17 protein-coding genes and 2 tRNA genes are annotated in these 21,658 nt (G+C 62.4%); 10 read left to right on the top strand and 9 right to left on the bottom strand.

Going from position 1 to position 21,658, the window contains the following annotated elements:
• Positions 1–79: 79 nt before the first annotated feature.
• Together GNH96_RS10590 and GNH96_RS10585 are read right to left on the bottom strand one after the other, a co-directional pair.
• Complete coding sequence (locus GNH96_RS10590) at positions 80–1,051, bottom strand: 2-hydroxyacid dehydrogenase (RefSeq protein ID WP_169603642.1); 972 nt, start codon at positions 1,049–1,051, stop codon at positions 80–82.
• A gap of 96 nt (positions 1,052–1,147) precedes the next feature.
• Positions 1,148–2,335, bottom strand: a complete 1,188-nt coding sequence (locus tag GNH96_RS10585; protein ID WP_169603641.1) for an aminotransferase class V-fold PLP-dependent enzyme — start codon at positions 2,333–2,335, stop codon at positions 1,148–1,150.
• A 288-nt stretch (positions 2,336–2,623) separates the two neighbouring features.
• Between GNH96_RS10585 and GNH96_RS10580 the strand changes: the two genes are divergently transcribed.
• Positions 2,624–2,700: transfer RNA gene (locus GNH96_RS10580), tRNA-Met, on the top strand.
• 714 nt (positions 2,701–3,414) lie between these two features.
• Here GNH96_RS10580 and GNH96_RS10575 read toward each other — a convergent pair.
• Positions 3,415–3,487, bottom strand: a tRNA-Lys gene (locus GNH96_RS10575).
• A gap of 143 nt (positions 3,488–3,630) precedes the next feature.
• On the opposite strand from GNH96_RS10575, the gene GNH96_RS10570 reads away from it, so the two are divergent.
• Together GNH96_RS10570 and mtaB are read left to right on the top strand one after the other, a co-directional pair.
• A complete protein-coding gene (locus tag GNH96_RS10570; RefSeq protein WP_169603640.1) occupies positions 3,631–4,392 on the top strand; it encodes a hypothetical protein in 762 nt (253 codons plus the stop codon).
• A gap of 28 nt (positions 4,393–4,420) precedes the next feature.
• Positions 4,421–5,731, top strand: a complete 1,311-nt coding sequence (gene mtaB / locus GNH96_RS10565) for a tRNA (N(6)-L-threonylcarbamoyladenosine(37)-C(2))-methylthiotransferase MtaB (protein ID WP_169603639.1) — start codon at positions 4,421–4,423, stop codon at positions 5,729–5,731.
• On the opposite strand, the gene cysZ is transcribed toward mtaB, so the two are convergent.
• Genes cysZ through GNH96_RS10535 form a run of 6 tightly spaced genes read right to left on the bottom strand, consistent with a single transcriptional unit; the run spans position 5,685 to position 12,461 of the window.
• Positions 5,685–6,446 carry a sulfate transporter CysZ gene (gene cysZ, locus GNH96_RS10560; RefSeq protein WP_169603638.1) on the bottom strand — a complete coding sequence of 254 codons (762 nt, stop codon included), beginning with the start codon at positions 6,444–6,446 and terminating at the stop codon, positions 5,685–5,687. The two genes, mtaB and cysZ, sit on opposite strands and share 47 nt — an antisense overlap.
• 36 nt (positions 6,447–6,482) lie before the next feature.
• The gene (locus GNH96_RS10555) at positions 6,483–7,865 is read right to left on the bottom strand and encodes a sigma 54-interacting transcriptional regulator (protein ID WP_169603637.1); all 1,383 of its coding nucleotides are present in this window, start codon (positions 7,863–7,865) and stop codon (positions 6,483–6,485) included.
• Positions 7,866–7,885: 20 nt separating this feature from the next.
• Positions 7,886–8,398 (bottom strand): surface-like protein, encoded by a 513-nt coding sequence (locus tag GNH96_RS10550; RefSeq protein ID WP_228719818.1) that lies wholly within the window; start codon positions 8,396–8,398, stop codon positions 7,886–7,888.
• Positions 8,399–8,447: 49 nt separating this feature from the next.
• On the bottom strand, positions 8,448–10,001 hold the full coding sequence (locus tag GNH96_RS10545; RefSeq protein ID WP_169603635.1) for a sensor histidine kinase: 1,554 nt from the start codon (positions 9,999–10,001) through the stop codon (positions 8,448–8,450).
• A 28-nt stretch (positions 10,002–10,029) separates the two neighbouring features.
• Complete coding sequence (locus GNH96_RS10540; RefSeq protein WP_188114775.1) at positions 10,030–10,908, bottom strand: ribose-phosphate pyrophosphokinase; 879 nt, start codon at positions 10,906–10,908, stop codon at positions 10,030–10,032.
• A 2-nt stretch (positions 10,909–10,910) separates the two neighbouring features.
• Positions 10,911–12,461 (bottom strand): thymidine phosphorylase family protein, encoded by a 1,551-nt coding sequence (locus GNH96_RS10535; protein ID WP_169603634.1) that lies wholly within the window; start codon positions 12,459–12,461, stop codon positions 10,911–10,913.
• Between the two features lie 91 nt (positions 12,462–12,552).
• Here GNH96_RS10535 and GNH96_RS10530 point away from each other — a divergent pair, with 91 nt between their 5' ends.
• The 7 genes from GNH96_RS10530 (at position 12,553) to GNH96_RS10500 (ending at position 21,658) form a co-directional block, all read left to right on the top strand.
• Complete coding sequence (locus GNH96_RS10530; RefSeq protein WP_169603633.1) at positions 12,553–13,329, top strand: ABC transporter permease; 777 nt, start codon at positions 12,553–12,555, stop codon at positions 13,327–13,329.
• Positions 13,326–14,066 carry an ABC transporter ATP-binding protein gene (locus GNH96_RS10525; protein WP_169603632.1) on the top strand — a complete coding sequence of 247 codons (741 nt, stop codon included), beginning with the start codon at positions 13,326–13,328 and terminating at the stop codon, positions 14,064–14,066. Before GNH96_RS10530 ends, GNH96_RS10525 begins: the two co-directional genes overlap by 4 nt.
• A 98-nt stretch (positions 14,067–14,164) precedes the next feature.
• A complete protein-coding gene (locus GNH96_RS10520; protein ID WP_169603631.1) occupies positions 14,165–14,803 on the top strand; it encodes a DUF2076 domain-containing protein in 639 nt (212 codons plus the stop codon).
• 538 nt (positions 14,804–15,341) lie between these two features.
• The gene (locus GNH96_RS10515) at positions 15,342–16,460 is read left to right on the top strand and encodes an efflux RND transporter periplasmic adaptor subunit (protein WP_228719817.1); all 1,119 of its coding nucleotides are present in this window, start codon (positions 15,342–15,344) and stop codon (positions 16,458–16,460) included.
• A gap of 26 nt (positions 16,461–16,486) precedes the next feature.
• The gene (locus GNH96_RS10510; protein ID WP_169603629.1) at positions 16,487–19,642 is read left to right on the top strand and encodes an efflux RND transporter permease subunit; all 3,156 of its coding nucleotides are present in this window, start codon (positions 16,487–16,489) and stop codon (positions 19,640–19,642) included.
• Complete coding sequence (locus GNH96_RS10505) at positions 19,639–20,949, top strand: TolC family protein (RefSeq protein ID WP_169603628.1); 1,311 nt, start codon at positions 19,639–19,641, stop codon at positions 20,947–20,949. The genes GNH96_RS10510 and GNH96_RS10505 overlap by 4 nt, the downstream gene beginning before the upstream one ends.
• 184 nt (positions 20,950–21,133) lie before the next feature.
• A complete protein-coding gene (locus GNH96_RS10500) occupies positions 21,134–21,658 on the top strand; it encodes a hypothetical protein (RefSeq protein ID WP_188114774.1) in 525 nt (174 codons plus the stop codon).

The following is a 21,658-nucleotide window of genomic DNA, read 5'->3' as shown; positions in this document are numbered from 1 at the left end:
TCCAGAGCATTCGGAATTCGTCATCCGGCAAGAGCCAGGCCGGCCATGACGGGGACGAACCGATCGGGTTTTCCGACAATCAGGCCACCTTGTCTCCCGGCGCGCGCCCTTCAAAAAACGCGGTGATGTTGTCGATCACGCGCATGCCCATGGCAATCCTCGTTTCCTCGGTGGCACTGCCCAGGTGGGGGAACAACACGACGTTGTCAAGTTCGAGAAAGCCCGGATTCAGCCGGGGCTCCCCTTCGTAAACGTCCAGGCCTGCCCCCCGGATACGCCGGTTCCGCAGGGCGTCGATCAGGGCTTCGCTGTCGACCACGTCGCCGCGGGCGGTATTGATGAGATAGGCATGCGGCTTCATCCGCGCCAGCCGTTCGGCATTGATCAAATGCCGGTTTTCCTTGCTGCCGGGACAGTGAAGGGCGACGAAATCGGCGCGCTCGAGCACCTCTTCGAGCGTGTCGCACCTCGCGGCGCCCAGGGTGTCGATCACGTCCTGTGCCGGCGGAAATGGATCGAAGAAAACGATGGGCATATCGAAGCCGAAGTGGGCCTTTTTCGCCATCGCTCGGGCGATCCGCCCGAAACCGATCAATCCCAGAGTCTTGCCGGTCACCTTGGTGCCGAGCATGTGCGTAGGACGCCAGCCCGTCCATCGGCCGGCGCGGACCTCCCGTTCGCCTTCGCCGCCCCGCCGGGCGACTTCGAGCATGAGCAGCATCGCGATGTCTGCGGTGCAGTCGGTCAGCACGTCCGGCGTGTTGGTGACGGTGACGCCGCGCTGCCTGGCGGCCTCGAGGTCGATATGGTTGAAACCCACCCCGAAGTTGCCGAGGATCTTGCAGCGCAGAGGCTCAGCTCCCAGTATCTCGGCATCGATGACGTCGGTGACGGTGGGCAGAACCGCATCGTAATCACGCAGGGCGGCCTTCAGCTCCTCCCTGCTCATCGGATGATCGTCGACATTGAATGCGACATCGAACGATTCCCGGAGTCTGGTTTCACAAGATTCCGGCCAGCGTCGCGTTACCAGGACTTTGGGTTTGCTCATGGGGCGGCTCCGAGAGGAGAAGAGGGCGCACCAAACGGCGCACCCTGATCGAATCGGCCCTCGCGGCGGCTTTCCGGGACGCCGCGAGGAGTAGTATCAAACCCGCGGTTTGATGGCCGGCGCGGTCTCACGCCAATAGGTGCTTGCTGCCCCGATGCCGCTGCCCGGTGTGATCGGGATGCCCACGTCCAGCATGGCCATCTCGGAACCGACGATGGCGCTGGATAGACTCAGCTCATTGAGGTCGCCCAAATGGCCGATGCGGAATACCTTGCCGGACACCTCGGCCAGGCCGGCGCCGAGCGAGAGGTTGTAGCGGTAATAGGCCGTATGGATCACGTCGCGGGCGTCGAATTCGGGCGGTACGACAACGGCTGATACCGTATTCGAGTACCACTTCGGCTCCTGCGCGCACACTTTGAGGCCCCAGGCGGCGACCGCACGGCGGACACCTTCGGCCAAGCGTGCATGGCGGGCGTAGACATTTTCCAGACCTTCCTCCAGCAGCAGGTCGAGGGACTTGCGCAGGCCATACAACAGCGGAATCGACGGCGTGTACGGAAAGAAGCCGCCGGCGTTGTGGACAATGTGATCATTGATGTCCAGGAAGGCGCGCTTGCACTTGGCGGATTCACGGGCCTTCAGCGCCTTCTGGCTGAAGCCCAACAGCGCCAGTCCGGCGGGCAGCATGAAGCCTTTTTGAGAGCCCGCCACGCCTATGTCGATGCCCCATTCATCCATGCGGAAATCCAGGGAACCGATGGAGCTGACGCCATCCACATAGAACAAGGCGGGGTGCCCGGCTGCGTCGATGGCCTTGCGCACCGCGGGCAGGTCGTTGGTCACGCCGGTCGCAGTCTCGTTATGGCAGATCAGCACCGCCTTGATTTCGTGCGCACGATCGGCCCTCAGGCGCGCTTCCAGCTTGTCCAGTGGCACACCCTGGCCCCACGGTACTTCTTCGTATTCCACATCGAGTCCCAAACGCTTGGCCAGATCGATCCAAAGATGGCTGAATTGCCCGAAGCGGTATGACAGCACCTTGTCGCCGGGGGAGAGCGTGTTCGACAGAGCGATTTCCCATCCAGCGGTTCCCGTGGCCGGGAAAATGAAGCATTGTCCGGCTTCGGTCCGGAATACCTTCTTCAAATTCGTCAGCAGAGGGGCCACAAGGTCCGGGAAGTCCGGCCGCCGATGGTCCTCCATCGGTACGTGCATCGCGCTGAGAACGGCATCCGGGATATTCGTCGGACCGGGAACGTAAAGATGGTTGCGACCAGGCATCAAATTCACCTTGAGTTTATGATTTGGAATATTGCTCTTGTTCGTAGGGGCAGGGACGGGAACAGGACGAACCTAGATTCATCTGGCCACGGAGCGTGATGACAAAGCCGGCCCATCCCCTCAGGAAGGAGGGCAATCATGCCACAGCGGCCGGATGTTCTTCAATAATGGACGAACTCTGGACAAGGCTAACTCACTCTTGACACGATCACCGTCACAAATGACAATGCGCGCTTCGGTTCCGAGCGCACGCATAGGCGGTTCGCGCTTTTGCGCAGGCATATCAGCGGTGGCGTAGCTCAGTTGGTCAGAGCGAGGGATTCATAACCCCTAGGTCGGCGGTTCAATTCCGCCCGCCACCACCAAATTCCCCAGCACAGTATCGATTTTTGAGCGGAACTTTTGAGGGTAGTCAAACGCCCGATCAGCCACCCTCAAGTCTCCATCACACCCCTTGAGATACCGTCACGGATGGACGGGACCTCCACGATTTCAAAAATCGGATACCGCCGTTCACGTCGCCAAACCCGAGCCGGGCAAGCCTTTCAAGCTCTCCGGCGGAGAAGGGCCTCTATCATCCCGTCCGGCGGGAAGCTTTGGCGCTTCGATTACGAAGACAAGTGCAAAACGCAGGTCCTTGGCACGTACGCCGATGTCGCCTCGGCCAAGACCAGAGAGAAACACTCGTACTGCGCACGGTTTTGGTTGTTGAAGCCCTGCGCCCACTATTTAACATAATATATATTATGCGCAACTTAGCACAGCTTTCCGGACAGTCCGCCGAGGTGTGGCCAAACGGCTATGCTCAATGATTCGATCAACGAAAAGGTTGGGAGCGCCGCCGATCTGTGCGGCGTGAATCGACGGACGATCCAGAATGGGGACGAGATAAGGCGCACTGGTTTCGACCCTGCGTCTTTTGCCGTTCTGGGACCGCTAGCGGATCAGGAACACGCCCAAAGGCTAGCATCTTGCCCTGTTCCGCTGCGCTCCACCAGGTCTGCGCCTAATGGTTACGAATCGGCCACGCTCAGAAATAAAAAAGGGTTAAGCTTTCGCCTAACCCTTTGTTTTATCTGTGGGCCGTATTGGATTCGAACCAATGACCACTGCATTAAAAGTGCAATGCTCTACCGACTGAGCTAACGGCCCGAAGTGATCCATTATAGATTTGATGAACGAGTGGAGCAAGCTGCTTTGACAGCTGTTCGGCGCGTCAGGCGGGGTTGTCGCATTGACCCGATGTTCCCCGAGGCGGACAATGGTTTTTCGATGTTTGCTTCGATGACCGCATCATGCGCTTTCTTCCGCGTTGCTCCGTTCTGGCCGTGGCGCTCATGCTCGTGGGGTGCGTCTGGCTCCGCCTGCTTGAAGTGAAGAACCAGCTCGACGATTTCGACAGTCATTTCAAGGTGGTTACGACGGATCATCTCCTGGTGGAGTTTCTGCACCCGGTGCTCTACGCCGACGACTTCCGCGAACTGACGCGGATGGAGCCGACTCGTGTCGAAGCCCTGCCCAAGGGCAGCCGCTGGCATGTGCTGTTCGAGAAAGTCGATATGAACGGGAAACCGGACCCCGGCCACTACGATTTGGAGTTCGTGCTGAGTTTCAACTCGAAATCACGGCTGGAGGTGTGGGATTTTCCGCCACCTTTCCTGGCGGCCGCTCCGCCACAGTTCTTGGAGGCGTCCTTGCGATCGCTGGGCAAAGGCGAAATTTTTCAGGATCAGCGCCAACTCAAGGTCGACCCAAAGCACCTGCCGCACATCACCGCGGAGCTGCCCAACCAGGCTCGCGTGAAGGCGGGATTGGGGCAGCCCGCGCTGGAACTGGATCACGAGGACGGGCGGCTTTGGGTCTACCGATACCGCGTGAACACGCCCCATATCGAGGACGAAGAAGGCAACCGGCGCTTCGCGCTGGCGAGGTTCTGGTTCGATCCGGCCAGCAAAACCTTGCTGAAATTCACAGGAAAATTCATCGGACTCAAGCTGTCCATCGATTACCGTAACTTCGCACCGACCACGCAGGCCAGCCGCTCCGACGAAGACTGAGCGGCATTCTTCCGTCATTCGATCCCTTATGCGAATCCATCTTCAAACCCTGGGCTGTCGTCTGAACGAGGCGGAACTGGAAAGCTGGGCACGCGAATTCCAAGCCGGCGGGCACCGCCTTGTCGACGAGGCCGTCGATGCCGATGTCGTCGTGCTGAATTCCTGCGCCGTCACTGCAGAAGCCGTCCGCAAATCCAGGCAGACGATTCGGCGTGCCCAGCGCCACAATCCGCGCGCCCGCCTCGTGCTGAGCGGCTGCTACGCCACCCTGCACCGGGACGAGGCAGCAGCGCTCGGCGTCGATCTCGTGATCGGCAATGCCGACAAATCTCGCTTGGTCGAAATCGCCGGCCGGGAACTCGATCTCGTGGCCATGCCCGAATTTTCCACCGAGCCCGGCGAGGCGGCGTTGTTTGCGCTGGGCCGTCAGCGCGCCTTCGTCAAGGTACAGGACGGTTGCCGCTACCGCTGCACCTTCTGCATCGTCACCGTGGCGCGAGGCGAGGAACGCAGCCGCCCGCCGGCGGAAATCGTGCGGGAGATCCGGCGTTTGCAGGAGGAAGGCGTGCAGGAGGTGGTGCTGACGGGCGTGCATCTCGGCGGCTACGGCAGCGACCTCGGTATTCCGCTGGACGCTCTGATCCGCTCTATTCTGCAGGAAACCGACATTCCGCGCCTGCGTTTGGGCTCACTGGAACCCTGGGACCTGCCGCAAGGCTTCTTCGAGCTTTTCGATAATCCCCGCTTCATGCCGCATCTGCACCTACCGCTGCAGAGCGGGAGCGATGCGGTGCTCAAGCGCATGGCGCGGCGCTGCAAGTCGGCGGAGTTCGCGCATCTGGTGGCAGACGCCCGACGGCAAGTCCCGGACATCAACATCACCACCGACATCATCGTCGGGTTTCCGGGTGAAACCGAGCGGGAATGGGAGGAAAGCCTGCGGTTCATCGAGACCTTGGCTTTCGGCGATATCCATATCTTCACTTACTCCCTTCGCGAGGGCACGAAAGCCGCGGCGATGGACGGCCAGGTTGCGGCCGAGGTGAAGAAAGAACGCAGCCGGGCTCTGCACGCCCTGGCCCGGGCAGAGAAGCGGGCGACGTTCGACCGTTTTACCGGACGGGAAATGCCGGTGCTGTGGGAGAACCGGAGAGACGGTGTGGACCGGGGCTACACGCCGAACTACCTCCGCGTCGCCGCGCAGGCGCCGGAAACCGAACTGGCCAACCGCATTCTGCAGGCTCGGCTCGCGAAGGTCGATGTTTCCGGCGAATTTCTCTGGTGCGAGCCGCCTAGTCCTCTACCGGCAGTTCCAGCAGATACAAGGTCGCGCCGATGACGGCCGCCGGTGCGGCGAAGACGTTCAGAAGCGGAATCGTTTGTGCCAGCATGACCGTCCCGCCGAACGTCGCCGCGCCAATCCGGAACCGGCCCAGCAGTTCGCGCTGGCGATCGAAGTCGCAGCCGCGCGCTTCCAGCGGATAGGCCGTGTATTCCAGCGCCATGAACCAGGCATTGAAAACCATCCACAAGATCGGAGCGGCGAGGTTGACGACCGGAATCAGGAACACTATGGCCAGGGGCACGACGCGTAGCCCCAGATAGGCCAAGCGCCGCCATTCGCTCCGGAGTCCGTCCAGCATGGCGGTCCTCCCCGGCGTTTCGGTTCGCTCCATCCGGCGGCCAGTCGCCAGTTCCGCCGTGCGCTCGGCCAGAACGCCATAGAACGGCGATCCGATGATGTTGGCCAGCACGGAGAAGGTGAAATACATCACCGTGAAGAACCCGATGGCGAACACGGGCCACAGCAGCCAACGCATGAAATCCAGCCACCCCGGCAACATCCAGTTCAGGAATGCGGAAAAATAGCGAATCCCCAGCCACAAACCCAGGCTGTACAGGATCAGGTTTATAACCAGGGGGATCCAGACATAGCGCCGGAGACCGGGTTGGGTCAGCCATGTCAGGCCCACGACCAGATAGCGGATTGCCGTCGCGGGTGAATTCAGGCGGCGGAAATCGGCCGCCGTTATCTGCGATAGGGAATTGCTCATAGTGGGATCAGGCGAGAAAACCGAGTCCTGAGAATATCACGAAGACTGCGGCGCATCGCCCACCGCCTCTCCGCCCCCCTTGAACATCGCCGGGTTCATCCCGTGGCGGCTCAGCAGCCGGTAGAACTCGGTACGGTTGCGCTTGGCCAGACGGGCGGCCTGGGTGACGTTGCCCTTGGTCATTTGCAGCAGGCGGATGAGGTAGTTGAGCTCGAACTGGTCCCGCGCCTCCTGCAGCGAAGGGAACGACGACGGAGCTTCCCTCAAGGCCCTCTGCACCAGGGTGACCGGGATCAAAGGCGTGGTCGAGAGCGCTACGCACTGTTCGACGACGTTGCGCAACTGGCGAACATTGCCGGGCCACTGGAAATTCACCAGGGATTCCATGGCCTCGGGCGAGAAGCCCTTGACCTGGTCCCCGTAGGATTTCACCAATTCCCGCAGGAAATGCATCGCCAGCAAGGGGATGTCCTCCGGACGCTTGACCAGCGGCGGCAGCAACAGGGTCACCACGTTGAGCCGGTAATACAGGTCCTCACGGAAGTTGCCCTCCGCCATCGCCTGTTCGAGGTCGACGTGAGTGGCCGAGATGACGCGTACATCGACCGCTTCGTCATGGGTCGCTCCGACCGGGCGCACCTTCATCTCCTGCAGGGCACGAAGCAGCTTCACCTGGAACGATTTCGGCATGTCGCCCACCTCATCCAGAAACAGCGTGCCGCCGTCGGCGGCCTTGAACAGTCCCTGATGGTCGCGCGTCGCGCCGGTAAACGCCCCCTTGCGATAACCGAACAGTTCGGATTCGAGCAGATTTTCAGGAATGGCGCTGCAGTTGACGGCTACGAACGGCGCCTTGGCGCGAGGGCTCAAGTCGTGAATGGCCCGCGCCAGAAGCTCCTTGCCGGTGCCGCTCTCGCCGCCGATGAACACGCTGGCGCGGTTCTGAGCCACCCGCTGGGCCTGCCCCAGAACCTCTTCCATCAGCGGGCTCTGCGTGACGATTCGCGAGCGCCATTCCTCCTTGTCGGGAATCACCGCCGTGTTTCCGTTGATACGGATCGCCTCGGAAATGTGCTGGATCAGCTCGTTCTTGTCGACCGGCTTGGTGACGAAGCCGAACACCCCCCGACGGGTTGCGGCGACGGCGTCGTTGATGGTGCCGTGCGCCGTCATGATGATCACCGGCAGGGTGGGATGGCGTTCATTCAGGGCATCGAACAACGCCATGCCGTCCATGCCGTCCATCCTGAGATCGGTCACGACGACGTGCGGCCGGAACACTGCTATCTGGGACAGGGCCGACTGGCCGTTCGCGGCCTTGGCCACGTCGAACCCCGCAGCCGTCAGGCGCAGCCCGATCAGCCGCAACAGATCCGGGTCGTCGTCCACCAGCAACACTCGCTTGCGCATTTCACTCATCGTTTGAAAAATCCTGACCGCTATAGTTTCTGCTCGATCGACTTGAGCGTATTCAGCTTGCTACGCAATTCTTCGACTTCGTTTTCCAGGCTCTGGATCTTGCTGTCCTTGGCCTTGGCATCCTTGCGCACCTTGTGCTTGCCGGATTGAGCCTCTTTGAGCTGTTTGTCCAGCTCAGCCTTTTCCGCCGCCGCCTGGTTGGACCGGGACACCAGTTCCCCCAGGTAGGCCAGCCAGCCGCGGACCCGCCCATCCTCGATTTCGTTGGCCACCACCCTGATGTTTCCCAGGGTGATCGAGGCATCGCCGCATCCGTCCGTCACCATCTGCGCCAGCAGCAGATGCAGCCGGTAACCCATGCGCGGATTGGATGCCTGCATGCGATCGACCTGCTGGCACTCCGGCAGACGCTCGGCAGGCGTCATCTTGCTGAGGTCTTCGCTATACCGGACCAGCGCGTCCAGATCCATCGCGGCATAGTCGCGCGGCGGAGCCGCAACCGGCTGTTCCGGAGCTTTCGCAGGCTGCCACAACTGACATCCCGCCAGTAGGCCAACAAGCAAAACAAGCAATACATGTGCCTTAAACATCGGCTGATTCTCCTTGTCGAGGAAGCGATATTCGCACGCGCAACCGCGGCGCCGATTCTTCACACCAGGGGATTCTGACCCTGACCAGGGTCCCCTTACCCACCGGCGCATCCAGCAGCTCGACGCTGCCATGATGACTCATGACGCATTCGCGGACGATGGCCAGACCGAGCCCCGTCCCCGGGATTCCGAGTTCCCGGCCTTTGCTTCCCTGGAAAAACGGCTCGAACACCTGCTGCCGCTCTTCGGGCGCGATCCCCGGCCCCTGGTCGCCGACTTCGAGCTCCATGTAATGATCCAGAGCGCAAAGCCGTATCGAAATCAGGCCACCGGCCGGGGAATACTTGACGGCGTTGGACAATAGATTGTCGACCACGGTGCGCAGCTGTTCGCGATTGCCTTCGATTTCGATCTTCGCCAAATGCGAGTCCACCCGGAGTTCGTTCGCCCGGAGCCGCAACTGGTATTCGTCCAGCACTTCGCTCACCAGTGCATGCATGTCCACCGGTTCGCGCCGGAGCGCCGCCGGATCGGCATTGGCCTGGCTGAAATTGATCAGCGCAGCAATCAGCCGCTCCAGCCGTTGCGTGTTGCTGACCAGGATCTGGGTGATTTCCTTCTGTTCCGGATTCAGCTCGCCCACTATTTCGTCCGCCAGCAGTCCCGTGCCCTCGTGTATGGTCGCCAGCGGCGTCTTGACCTCGTGCGAGACATGCCGCATGAACTGCTGTTTGGCTTCTTCCAGCGCATTCAGGCGGCCCCTGAGCCATTCCAGGCGTTCGCCGAGAAACGTCAGATCGGACGGTCCCCGCACGCTGACCGGCTGTTGGTAGTCGCCGCTCCCCAGTTGGCGAATCGCGTGCTCCAATTGCCGGATCGGGCGCGTGATGAGAACGGTGAACAGGGCGACGAGGCAGGCGGCACCGGGAACCAGCACCGCCGAGCGCACCAGGATGCGGTCCTGGACCGTTTTGGAATGCGCGTCGAGCATTGCGACATCCTCGTCGATCAGCACCGTATAGGCTTGCGACAGAGCGCGGGCCCTCATGCCGAGCGCCTGGAACACCCCGTCGAACTTCTCCAGCGCCGCCGAGGACCCCTGCGAACTTCGCCGCTGCACCGGCCCTTGGGTTTTCGCCTTGCGGCTTTCGTAAGCCTCCACCACGCTCTGATAAGCGGCGGCCTCGTCCGATCCGAATTGATCGAGCTGGGCGGTCAACGGCTCGTCCTCGGTTCGGACCCGCAAGTCCAGCACGATATCCTGCACTTGCTCATGCATGGCCTTGAAGGCACTGCGCATATCCGCGTCATCGAAGACCAGAAGCTGCTTTCCCTTGCGTTCCAGATCGCTTAGCCGTTCCATCAGCATGAAGCTTTTCTGGCTGAGCTGGGCGACGGAGTAGACGGTTTTTCGAGACTGCGCGGCAAGATCATCGACGGCGCTGACGGTCGAGCCGATGGCAACCAGCAATGGCAGAGCCGCCAGCACGAAGCCGCCGAGCACCAGCTTGCTCAGCGACAGCGAAGGAAAACGAAATGTGTACAAGGAAAGATTCCTGCTGCTTTGGGGCCGCTCAAAACGCGCATTTTCGCACCGCATCGGCCAACAGAGGTGCGAGACACATCCGGTTGGTGGGATGAGTGATGCTGTCAGTCGATGCGATCTCGCCGATGCCGGCCTGCTTGAGCCGGTTCCAGGCATCAGCCGCGAACAGGGCATGAGTGACGACGACATCGATTCTGATCGCACCGCGCTCGCTGAGCTTCCGTGCCGCTTCCGCCAAGGTCGTGCCAGTACTCGCGACATCGTCCACCAGCACCACGGCATCGAATTCCCCGATCTCCTGCGGGAGCGCGATGCCCACCTCCCTATCCCCTAGCCGTCGCTTCGAAGCGACGGCGCACGGCAGGCCCGCCTCCCGTGCAATCGCCTCCACCCATTGGCGGGACTCCTGATCCGGCCCCAATAACAGCCGTGCCTTTTCATTTGTCGCCAGATAGCGACTGATGAGCGTCGCCGATGACAGACTCCGGACCTGTTTCAGCGGCACCGCCTGCTCCAGACGGTCGATCCGGTGCAAATGGGGGTCGACGGTAATCAGGGCATCGAAATAACGTGCCAACATGCTCCCGACGATCTTCTGGGCCACGGCCTCACCGGGATGAAAGGCGATGTCCTGGCGCATGTAGCAGAGATAAGGCGCCACCAGGATCAGCCGGTCGCAGCCCTGCCGACGCAGGGTCTCGGCGGCGAGCACCAATTCCACCAGTTTATCGTTGGGACGGTCGAGGCTGCGGTGTACGACCACGGTGCCGCGTACGTCCGGCGGAACCCTCACCCGGCTTTCGCCGTCGGGGAAACGGTGAACTTCGATCTCGCGCCAGGGACAGCCCAGCACCTTGGCGAGTTGGCGGGACTGCCTGCAGGTTTCCTCAAAGCCGGCGACGATCACGCTCAGAATTCCGTGTGCAGTCTGCGGAGGGACTGAGCGTCGCCGATACGGTAGCCGCTTCTGACACGAGTGAACTCGTGAGCGAATTCGAAATTGGCGGGGAATTCCGCATAGACCCGGTAGAGCGGTTGCCCCTCCTCCACCATGTCGCCCAGCTTGTGCAACAAATCCACCCCGGCGCCCCTGCTGATCGGCGCGCCGGCCAGGCGGGCGGTCTGCGCCAAGAAGAAATTATCGATCGCCACCACCATGCCGGTTCGGTCCGCGAGCACGTCGAAGCACAGCCGCCCGGGTTCCAGTTGCAATTCCTGTCGCCCCTGGGCGTCGATGATCCTCTGCATCTTGGCGAGCGCCCGGCCCGATTCCAGGATGTCGCGCGCGATCGAATAGCCGAAGCCGCCGCGGACATCGGGATCGAACTCGATGATACGCCCGGCCAGGCGCAGGGATTTTTCGCGCAGATCGACCGGCGCTTGCGGATCGTTTTCCAGCACCTGCATGACGTCCCGCACCTCCAGCACCGGACCGATGCCGCGGCCGATCGGCTGGCTGCCGTCGGTGATCACGGCTTCCAAATGCAGGCCGACGCGGTCGCCGACATATTCGAAAAGCTTTCTGAGGCTCATGGCATCGCGCATCTGCCGCACCTTGGCGGTGGGGCCGACCGGGATGTCCAGCAGCAGATGAGTGGCGCCGGCAGCCAGCTTCTTCGACAGTATCGAGGCCACCATCTGGCCTTGCGAGTCGATGCCGAGGGGGCGCTCCACGGATATCAGCATGTCATCGACCGGCGCCAGCCGGGTGGTGCCGCCCCAGGCCAGGCAGCCCCGTTCCATCCGCACCAGCCGGTCGAGGGACTCCGGCGCCAGGTCGGTGCGGGCGAGCACTTCCATGGTGTCCGCCGTCCCTGCGGGCGAGGTGATCGCCCGGCTGGACGTCTTGGGGATCAGCATGCCATGCGCCGCCACGATGGGCACCACCAGCAAGGAGGTCCGGTTGCCCGGAATACCGCCGATGCAGTGCTTGTCGGCCACCAGCGGCTCGTTCCAGTTCAGGCGCACCCCGGTTTCCAGCATCGCCCGGGTCAGCGACAGCACTTCATCGCGATCGAGGCCGTTCTGGCCGGTCGCCACCAGGAACGCGGCCATTTCCATCTTGGAATAGCGTCCCTTGGCGATGTCGCTGGTGATGGCCTGATAGTCGCCGTAATCCAGCCGCTCCCCGCCGATCTTTCGCCTGACTCCATCCATGGACAAGGGCGGCTCGGCCTGGGCCACGTTGACCGGCTGCCCCGCCGGCTCGGCAAAGCGCTGAAACGCTTGTTCGGAAAGGCCCAGTTCGTCCGGACCGACGATGCAAATATCGTCGACCACGTTCAGCACCGCCTCGATCTGCTTGCCGTTGCAGCCAACCCGGATCTTGGCCAGCGCTTGGAAGCCTTCCGCCCGGTACACCGAGCATTCCCGGTGCATGTAGGCCACGTTTTCCCGGTACGTATCGACGGCCACCGCCCGGAGCTTCAGCCGGGTCTTGATTGACTCTTCGTCGGACATTGGTCGGCAATCTCTCCTCGAATCGAAAGTCCCCGGCACCGCGGGGACAAAGCCCCTTTCGCCCCGTACAATATCACGCCTTTCAAGTCCCATGATCGCTCTCCCCGGCGTGCCCTCCCTACGCTCCAGCTTTTACAGGATTTACCCCGCACTCTCCATGCTGGTGCTGCTGGGACTCTGGCACATCGCGGCGAACGCGACGGCGTCGGCTACCCTGCCCAGCCCTTCCGCGGTCCTGACGGTGCTGGCCGGGGAAGTCCGTTCCGGCAACCTGTTCCATCATCTCGGCGCCACCCTGTCACGGCTGGCGGTGAGTTTCGTGCTGGCGATGAGCCTGGGGAGCGCGCTGGGCGTGCTGCTGGGACGGCACCCCCACCTCGACCGTTTCTTCGATGTCTGGGTGATGCTGTTCCTCAACGTGCCGGCCCTCGTCATCATCATCCTGTGCTACGTCTGGTTCGGGCTGGGCGAAGCCGCGGCGGTGACGGCTGTGGTCGTGAACAAACTGCCCAACGTCGTCGTCACCCTGCGCGAAGGCACCCGCGCGCTCGACCGCAACCTGCTGGAGATGGCCGAATCCTATCGCTTCGGCCGCATCAAGACCTTGCGCCATGTCATCGCACCGCAGCTTTTTCCGTTCTTCGTCGCCGCCGCCCGAAACGGCGTGGCACTGATCTGGAAAATCATCCTGGTGGTTGAAATCCTCGGTCGCAGCGACGGCATGGGTTACCAGTTGCACCTGTTCTTCCAGCTGTTCGACGTGGCGGGCATTCTGGCCTACACGATCGCCTTCGTCGGCGTGATCCAGCTCATCGAATGGGCAATCTTCCAGCCCCTGGAGACGCGGGCAATGCGGTGGCGGCGATGATTCGCATCCGGATCGTGCGGAAGTTGTACCGGGTGCCGACCTCGCGGGAAAACCCGGCGGTCATCGAAAACCTGGAGCTGAACCTGGGAGATGGCGAATTCGTCTGCCTGGTCGGTCCTTCCGGCTGCGGCAAGACTACCCTGCTCAACATCGTCGCCGGCCTGGACAGGGAATTCGAAGGCAGCGTCGACTTCGGCGAGGAGGCCGGCGACCGGCCCCATACCGCCTACGTATTCCAGGAGCCGCGCCTGCTGCCCTGGCGCAGCGTCCGCCAGAACATCGAACTGGCGCTGCCGAAGGGCGAAACCGACCGCGAGCACGTCGACCACCTGCTCGACATTCTCGGACTCACCCACGCCCAGCACCAGTTCCCGCAGCGGCTGTCCCTGGGGATGAGTCGTCGCGCCGCACTGGCCCGGGCTTTTGCCGTCCGCCCCGCCCTGCTGCTCATGGACGAGCCCTTCGTGTCGCTCGATGCCGCGACCAGCCGCCGAATCCGCGAACTGCTGCTCGCCGTCTGGCAGGAGCGGCCCCATACCGTGCTGTTCGTGACCCACGATGTCCGCGAAGCCATCGCGCTGGCCGACCGCCTGGTTTTTCTGACCGACCACCCCCTGCGCATCCGGCAGCAGGTTTCCGTCACGGGACCTCGCGCCGACCGCGCCGCCGGAGACTGGGTGGAAAGCTTCCGCGCACGCCTGAGGGAAGAACATCCGGCCATCGGGCACATGCTTTGAACTTCGGCGCAAGTCCCGCCATTACCCCCATTGAAATCCTCGCATCGATCCCGACAATGGGGGTGTCGGGCATGCCGCCCGCTATCGAACATCGACCTATGAACACTGAAGAACGCCAGGTACTCGAACACTTTCTTTCCAGGCTGACCGACATCAAGGGGATCGACAAGGACCCCGAGGCGGACCGGCTGATCCAGCAAGCGACGGCACGCCAGCCCGATGCCGCCTACCTGCTGATCCAGCGCAACCTGTTGCTGGAGAAGGCCCTGGAAAACGCCAAGGCCCGAATCGAGGAACTCCAGCGCCAGCCCGCCCCGGTCAATCGCGGCGGCCGCTTCCTGGGCGGCGATCCCTGGGCGCAGACGGGGACTCCGGCCGGCCGCACCTGGGACGCCACACCGCCGGGCTATCGCCAGCCTGCCGCGCCGCCCCTGCAACCATCCGGTGCGCCCAGTTTCCTCGGCAACATGGCATCGACCGCCGCCGGCGTGGTGGCCGGCTCGTTCCTGTTCCAGGGCATCGAAAGTCTGATGCACGGGGGCCAGCACGATCCCTGGGGCGCATCGGCCGGAGAACACGTGACCGAAAACACCACCATCAACAACTATTACGGCGCCGATCAGGCTCCCGCCTCCGACCAACAGAACGGCTGGTCTGACCAGGACGATTCTTTCCTCGACACCGGCTACGACTTTTCGGATGACGACACCGGAACCAGCGACGACAACTGGATCTGATGGGCGGGGTTCTCGCCGTCTCCGTCCGTGTGTCGGCGGCTGTGGGAATTCCAAGCTGAGGTTTGGATGGGCGTTCCGAGGCTTTGCGGGAAGCTTCCGCGAGATACCATGCCGTGCAACAATGCGACCGGCGACTGTCCGGCTTCGCGGCTCATGAATCGAGCCACGGGCCGGCTTTCCCAGCCGGCCCGTCCTTATCCGTCCCGCAACCTTCCTGTTCCGCTCCTGTTGGCGGGAAATCCTCCCGTGCCCTCGCCCATGACGTTTGCTGATCCGTGAATCTTTGCCGATACTAGACGCCCCGGTAAGGGATCCCTTCACGGCTTGGAACGATGTCATCAGGCGCCCATCCATCCTGCTGTCACAAGATATTCGAGTCAAGGAAGGCAAATACATGAAAGTGATACAAAGTGGAACCGGCGCTTCCCGCCTGCTCGGGTCTTTTCGATTTCCTTTCTCCCTATTCGTTCTCCTCACTCCTCTCGCCGGCTGCTCCGACCACGGCGACTCCAACGAGAACACTGCAACAACGAAAAGCGTGGCGGCGGTCGCACCGGTGGTGCGCGCGGACCTGATCAGCACGCGCAATATCGCCTCGGAGTTCGAGCCGTACCAGCAGGTCGACGTGCATGCCAAGGTGGCCGGCTACGTGAAAAGAATCGACGTGGACATCGGCGATGCCGTCAAGGAAGGCCAGGTTCTCGCCGTCCTCGAGGTTCCGGAGCTCGAGGAGGATCTGGCCCGTGCCCACGCCGCCGTTTTGCGGGCCCGTGAGCGAATCCGGCTGGTACGCAGCAATATCCACCGCGCCGAAGCGATTGCCTATCAGGCGGAGCTGACGTACAAGCGCATGTATTCGGTCAACCAGACCACGCCCAATCTGGTGGCACAGCAAGAGATCGACATCGCCCGGTCCCAAGCGGATGCCACTGCGGCGGAACTTTCCTCCCGCAAAGCCGCCGCCCTGGTAGCCGAACAGGAACTCGCGGAAGCCCAGGCGGAGGAACTCAAGGCCCAGGCACTGGCCGACTATGCGACGATCCGGGCGCCATTCACGGGCATTGTCACCAAGCGTTATGCCGACACCGGCGCCATGGTGCCTCAAGGCATCCAGTCCAGCCAGCAGGCCATGCCGGTGGTCCGGATCACGCAGGTCGATCCGCTGCGGCTTTCGTTCCCCGTCCCTGAATCCATGGTTTCGCTGGTTCATACGGATGCGCCGGTCACCGTTCACGTACCGTCATTGAACCGCACTTTCGACGGGAAAATCTGGCGCTTCACGGGGAAAACCACCGACATCACGCGCACCATGGAAACCCAGCTCCTGATCCCCAATCCACGGTTCGAACTGAAACCGGGCATGCTGGCCTCCGTGGAGTTCGTGCTGGCGCGGCGCGACCAAGTCCTTGCGATCCCCGTCGAAGCCGTGGATGAAGACGGGAAGGAGCCGACGGTCCTGGTTGTCGGTCCGGACGGCAAGGTGGAGGATCGCAAGCTGAAGCTCGGCATCAAATCGCCGAACCGCTACGAAGTGATCTCGGGCCTGGCGGAAAACGAGAAGGTCATCGTCGCTGGACACTCCCGGTTCGTTCCCGGCCAGATCGTGCAGACGAAAACGGTGTCGTTCGACGTCCCGGCCGCCGACGATGGGCAATAGACGACCGTAACCCCCGGCTTGCCAAGATGCCCCGTTTCGCCCTCCGCTTCCCCTATTTCATCATCGTCTGCGGGCTGATGGCGGGGGTGCTGGGCGTGTCGGCCTTGCTGCGAATGCCGGTCGACCTGTTCCCGAGCATCAACATACCGGTGGTGATGGTCGCCACCTTCTACTCGGGCATGCCGCCGCAGCAGATCGAAACGGCCATCACCGCGCCGTTCGAGCGCATGTTCACCCTCGCCAGCGACGTCGATCACATCGAATCACGTTCCCTGCCCGGCGTCAGTCTGATCAAGGTGTACTTTCATCCCGGCTCGAATCCGGACTCGGCGTTGACCGGTATCTCCAATCTGGCGATGGCGACGCTCCGCCGCCTCCCGCAAGGGACACTGCCGCCGGTGATCCTGAAATCCGATGCCTCCAGCATGCCGGTGTGCCTGGTGACGTTCAGGGGCAAGGACCTGGCCGAAAAGGACTTGCTGGACATCGCCCGCTTCAACGTGCGCAACCAGATGGCGAGCGTGCCCGGCGCCTCGGTGCCGTTGCCGTTCGGCGGCAAGATGCGGCAGATCCAGGTCTACGTCGACCCCGTGAAGATGCAGGCCTACGGCCTGAGCATCGACGACGTGGTGAGTTCGGTCAACGACGCCAACCTGATCCTCCCCGCCGGCTTCTCGCGCATCGGCAACCTGACCTACAACATCTACACCAACAGCCAGGTCGCCACCATGCGGGAGCTCGAGCAAGTGCCGCTGCGCACCGTCGGGCAGGGAGCGGTCATGGTGGGCGATGTCGGCCGGGCCAAGGACGACACCATGATCCAGACCAACATCGTGCGCATCGACGGCCAGCGCTCGGTGTACGTGCCGGTGCTGAAGCAAGGGGGGAATACCAATACGATCGCCATCGTCGACGGCATCAAGGACATCGTCTCCCGCCTGCTCGACGTGCCCAAGACCCTGGTGACCGACGTCATCTTCGACCAGTCGCTGTTCGTCAAGAGCGCCATCGAGAACCTGATGCACGAAGGACTGACCGGGCTGTGCCTGACCGGCCTGATGATCCTGATGTTCCTCGGCAGTCCGCGCGCCACCGGGGCGGTGATGCTGTCGATCCCGCTGTCGGCGCTGACCATGTTCTTCGTCATGTACCTCGGCGGCGGCTCGGTCAACACCATGCTCTTGGGCGGCCTGGCGCTGGCGTTCTCGCGCCTGATCGACAACTCGGTGATCGTGCTGGAAAACATCTTCCGGCACATGGAGATGGGCAAACCGGCTGCCGAGGCCGCGGAGCGGGGCGGCATGGAAGTCTCGCTGCCGGTGCTCGCCGCCACCCTGACCATGGCCATCGTGTTCTTCCCGGTGAGCTTTCTGCAGGGCGTCAGCAAGTTTCTGTTCTCGGCGCTGGGACTGGCCGTGGTCATGTCGGAATTCGCTTCCTACATCGTGGCCATGACGGTGGTGCCGCTGTTCTGCTCCCGGTTCATCACGAACGTCCACGGCGGCGTGCACGCCACGGCCTCCCACCCTTCCCTTTTGGCCCGCTTCAACGCGGGGTTCGACGCACGCTTCAAGGCCTTTCTCGATCGCTACCAAGCCCTGCTGGCCCTCGCTCTGCAACGCCCGCAAGCGACCCTCGCCGGCATCGTGGGCCTGTTCGCCGCCAGCCTGCTTTTGTTTCCGCTGCTTGGCCTGGCATTTTTCCCCCGCACCGATCCCGGCCTGTTCACCCTCATGATCAAGGCGCCTTCGGGGATGCGGCTGGAGAAGACCGAGGACCAGATCCGCCAGGTCGAGGCGCTGATCCGCCGCAACGTCGCTCCGGAAGACCTGCAGCTCGTCATGTCGAACATCGGCTCGGTGGCCGACCTGCCGGCGCTCTACACCACCAATTCCACCGAGGATACGGCCTTCGTGCAGGTCGCCCTGAAGGCCGACCACAAGACCGGGAGTTTCGAATACATGGACCGGATCGGCAAGGCACTGACAGCGGAAATGCCGCAACTGAGCAGCTACCTCCTGACCAGCGGGCTGGTCGATGCAGTCATGAACCAGGGCATGCCGGCGCCGATCGACGTCCAGGTCAGCACCAACGACCTTCCTGCCGCCGACAGCGTTGTCAAGGCCCTGACCGCGAGGATTCGTGAGCTTCCCGGCGTCGGCGGCATTTTCACCCCGCAGAACAACCATCTGCCGGCCTTCAACATCGAAGTCGACCGTATCCGCGCCGGCCAGGTCGGCCTCACGGAGAAGAACGTGGTCGACAGCCTGATCTCGGCCCTGACCTCGGACGTCATGATTTCGCCGAACTACTGGATCGACCCCCAATCCGGCAACAATTATTTCCTTTCCGTCCAATATCCGCTGGATCTGATCAAGTCCATCGCCGATCTGCAGAACCTGGTATTGCACGGCCCCAACGTGAAAGGTCCGACGACCCTGGACAGCGTCGCCAGGATCACGGAGATGCGTTCGCCCAACGAAGTCGACCACTACCAGATCCGGCGCGTGATGGACATCTACGTCGCGCCGAGCGGGGAGGACCTGGGCCGGCTGGCCACCGCCATCGAAGACATCGTCGCGGGAATGCCGTTGCCGGAAGGCGTGGTGGTGACCTTGCGCGGCTCCGTGCAAAGCATGCGGGCGTCTTTCCACAGTTTCGCCGTCGGCCTGAGCCTGTCGGTCATCCTGGTCTATCTGGTGCTGGTCGCCCAGTTCCGCTCCTTCGTCACGCCCTTCATCATTCTGCTGGCGGTGCCCACCGGCATCACCGGGGTGATCCTGATGCTGCTGTTGAGCGGCACCACGCTCAACGTCATGTCGCTGATGGGCGTGCTCATGCTGAGCGGGATGGTGGTCTCGAACAGCATCCTGATCGTCGAATTCACCAACCAGTTGCGCGCCGCGGGCATGGGGGTGGAGGAAGCTGCCTCCCAGGCGTGCCGGACACGGTTGCGGCCGGTGCTGATGACCTCGCTCGCCACCATCATCGGACTGATTCCGATGGCATTGAAGCTCGGCACCGGCAGCGAGGCGTATGCGCCGCTGGCGCGCGTGATCATCGGCGGCCTCAGTGTCTCGGTGGTGCTGACGGTGTTCATCGTGCCGGCCGCCTACGTGCTGATTTTCCGCAATCGCGACGGCGAAGCGAACGCTGCTTCCCTGCCGGAGGCCATTCCATGAGATCCGACCGGCGCAACCTGCTCGCCGCCTTGGCGCTGCTGCTGGAATCCGCCGCCGGCCCGGCAAGCGCCCGCACCCTGTCGCTCCGGGAAGCGCAGGACGCCGCCCGCGCCAACCACCCCCGTCTCCAGGTTGCCGACCTCCAGGCACAGGCATCGCAGGAGGCCGTCATCCAGGCCAGGGCTGCCTATCTCCCCCATATCACCCAGCAGACGGTCGGAGCGATTTCCAACAGCTCGAAGAATGCCCCGGCGCGGCTGGCCGCCGGCTTTGGCCTGGCGCCGCCGCCGGTTGCATCGCGGGCCGCGACCGGCGCCTACCTGAAGCAACTGATCTATGATTTCGGCCGCACCTCCAACCTGGTGGCCAGCGCCGAACTGAATGCCAAGGCCAGCGATGAAAACCGGGCCGCTAATGAAGCGCAGATCATACTGTTGGTGACCGCTGCCTACTTTCAGATGGTCCAAGCGCAGGAAGTGCTCAAAGTGGCCGAGGACACCCTCGCGCAACGGGAACTCAATCTCAAGCAGATCAAGGCGCTGACCGCATCCGGCCTCAAATCTGCTCTGGACGTCAGCTTCGCGGAAGTCAACCAGAGCGATGCCCAGATGTTGCTGCTCAAGGCCCAGAACGATCTGGCTTCGGCCCGCGCCGTGCTTTCCACCGCCATGGGCAGCCGCGACGAAGAAATTTTCGAGGTGCGGGAGGAGCCTCTGCCGTCGCCCATCGGAAAGCTGGAAGCCGCGGTCACCGAGGCGCTTTATTTGAGGCCTGATCTGCGCACGCTGCGGCTGCAATTGCAGGCGGCGGAAAAGTTCGCGGAAGCGGAAAAAGCCGCGGCCCGCCCGAAGATCGAGCTGGTGGGTGACATCAACTACATGCCCTGGGTCAATATCGAGGCGGGCAAGTATCCGAAATTCAATGTCATCGGCGGCATCCTCATCGATGTCCCGGTTTTCGAAGGCTTTGCCCTGGAGGCTCGCGAAAACAAGGCGAGAAAAGAATACCAAGCCGCGGCCCACGGATTGACCGATGCGGAAAACAACATCCTGCGCGATGTCCGGGTGGCCTGGATGGCGGCGAAAACCGCGTTCGAACGGATGCCGCCCGCTCACCAGCAGTTCCTGGAAACCACCCGATCGTTCCAATTGGCGCAGTCGCGCTATCAGATGGGATTGAGCTCCATCGTGGAACTGACCCAGGCCCAGCTCAATGTCACGCGCGGCGCCATCGACGAAATCGAAGCCCGCATCGAATATCAGATGCGCCGCGCCGAGCTGGATTACCAGATGGGAAAGCTGCGCTGACCTCCGTTGCGATGCCCGCTGCGGCCGATTGCACCCTGTGTGATTTCAAGCAGTCATCGAGGCATATCACACAACTTTTCGATGACTCCCATCCCGAGTCATCGTATGCCTTGTGATTGTCCGTGGCAGCGAACTTGCATTTCTCCGGATTTGACAATCACGTCCGCTCTGCTCGCTGCATTCGATGATCACGAAAACACACACACCCGGCTTTTCCCCCTCCCTCTCCACCGTCCTCCTGACCGTAAGCGCTCTGTTCGCGCTCGGCCCGGGCGCGGCTCCAGCCTTCGAGTACAACGACGAAGGAAAAACCCTGGCGAACAAGCGGCTGAAAGGCAGTTACGGCTTCGCCGCGCAAGGCTATTTCGGCGCCGATTTCGATGCCACGACCCAGCTCACCACCGGCGCGATCGCCATCCGGGTCGGCGTGTTCAATTTCGACGGCAATGGCCATTGCAGCATCCACAGCATGGCCAACAAGGCCGGCCTCAAGGCGGCGGTCACCCAGGATACGTCCGATTGCACCTACGAGGTGTATCTCGACGGCACCGGGAAGGTCGATGCGATGCTGGGCGGAAAATCCTTCCAGACGTTTTTCGTGCTGGTGAACGGCGGCAAGGAATTCATGTTCACCCGGCGCGAAGGCACCAGCACTTCCGCGGACCAAGGCGGAGCCACGCTGGTCTTCGCCATAGCCAAGAAACAATAG

The sequence above is a fragment of the Methylococcus geothermalis genome, assembly GCF_012769535.1.
GTDB classification, from domain to species: Bacteria; Pseudomonadota; Gammaproteobacteria; order Methylococcales; family Methylococcaceae; genus Methylococcus; species Methylococcus geothermalis.
The sequence above is the reverse complement of the archived record's forward strand: the minus strand, read 5'-3'. Positions and strand labels throughout refer to the sequence as shown.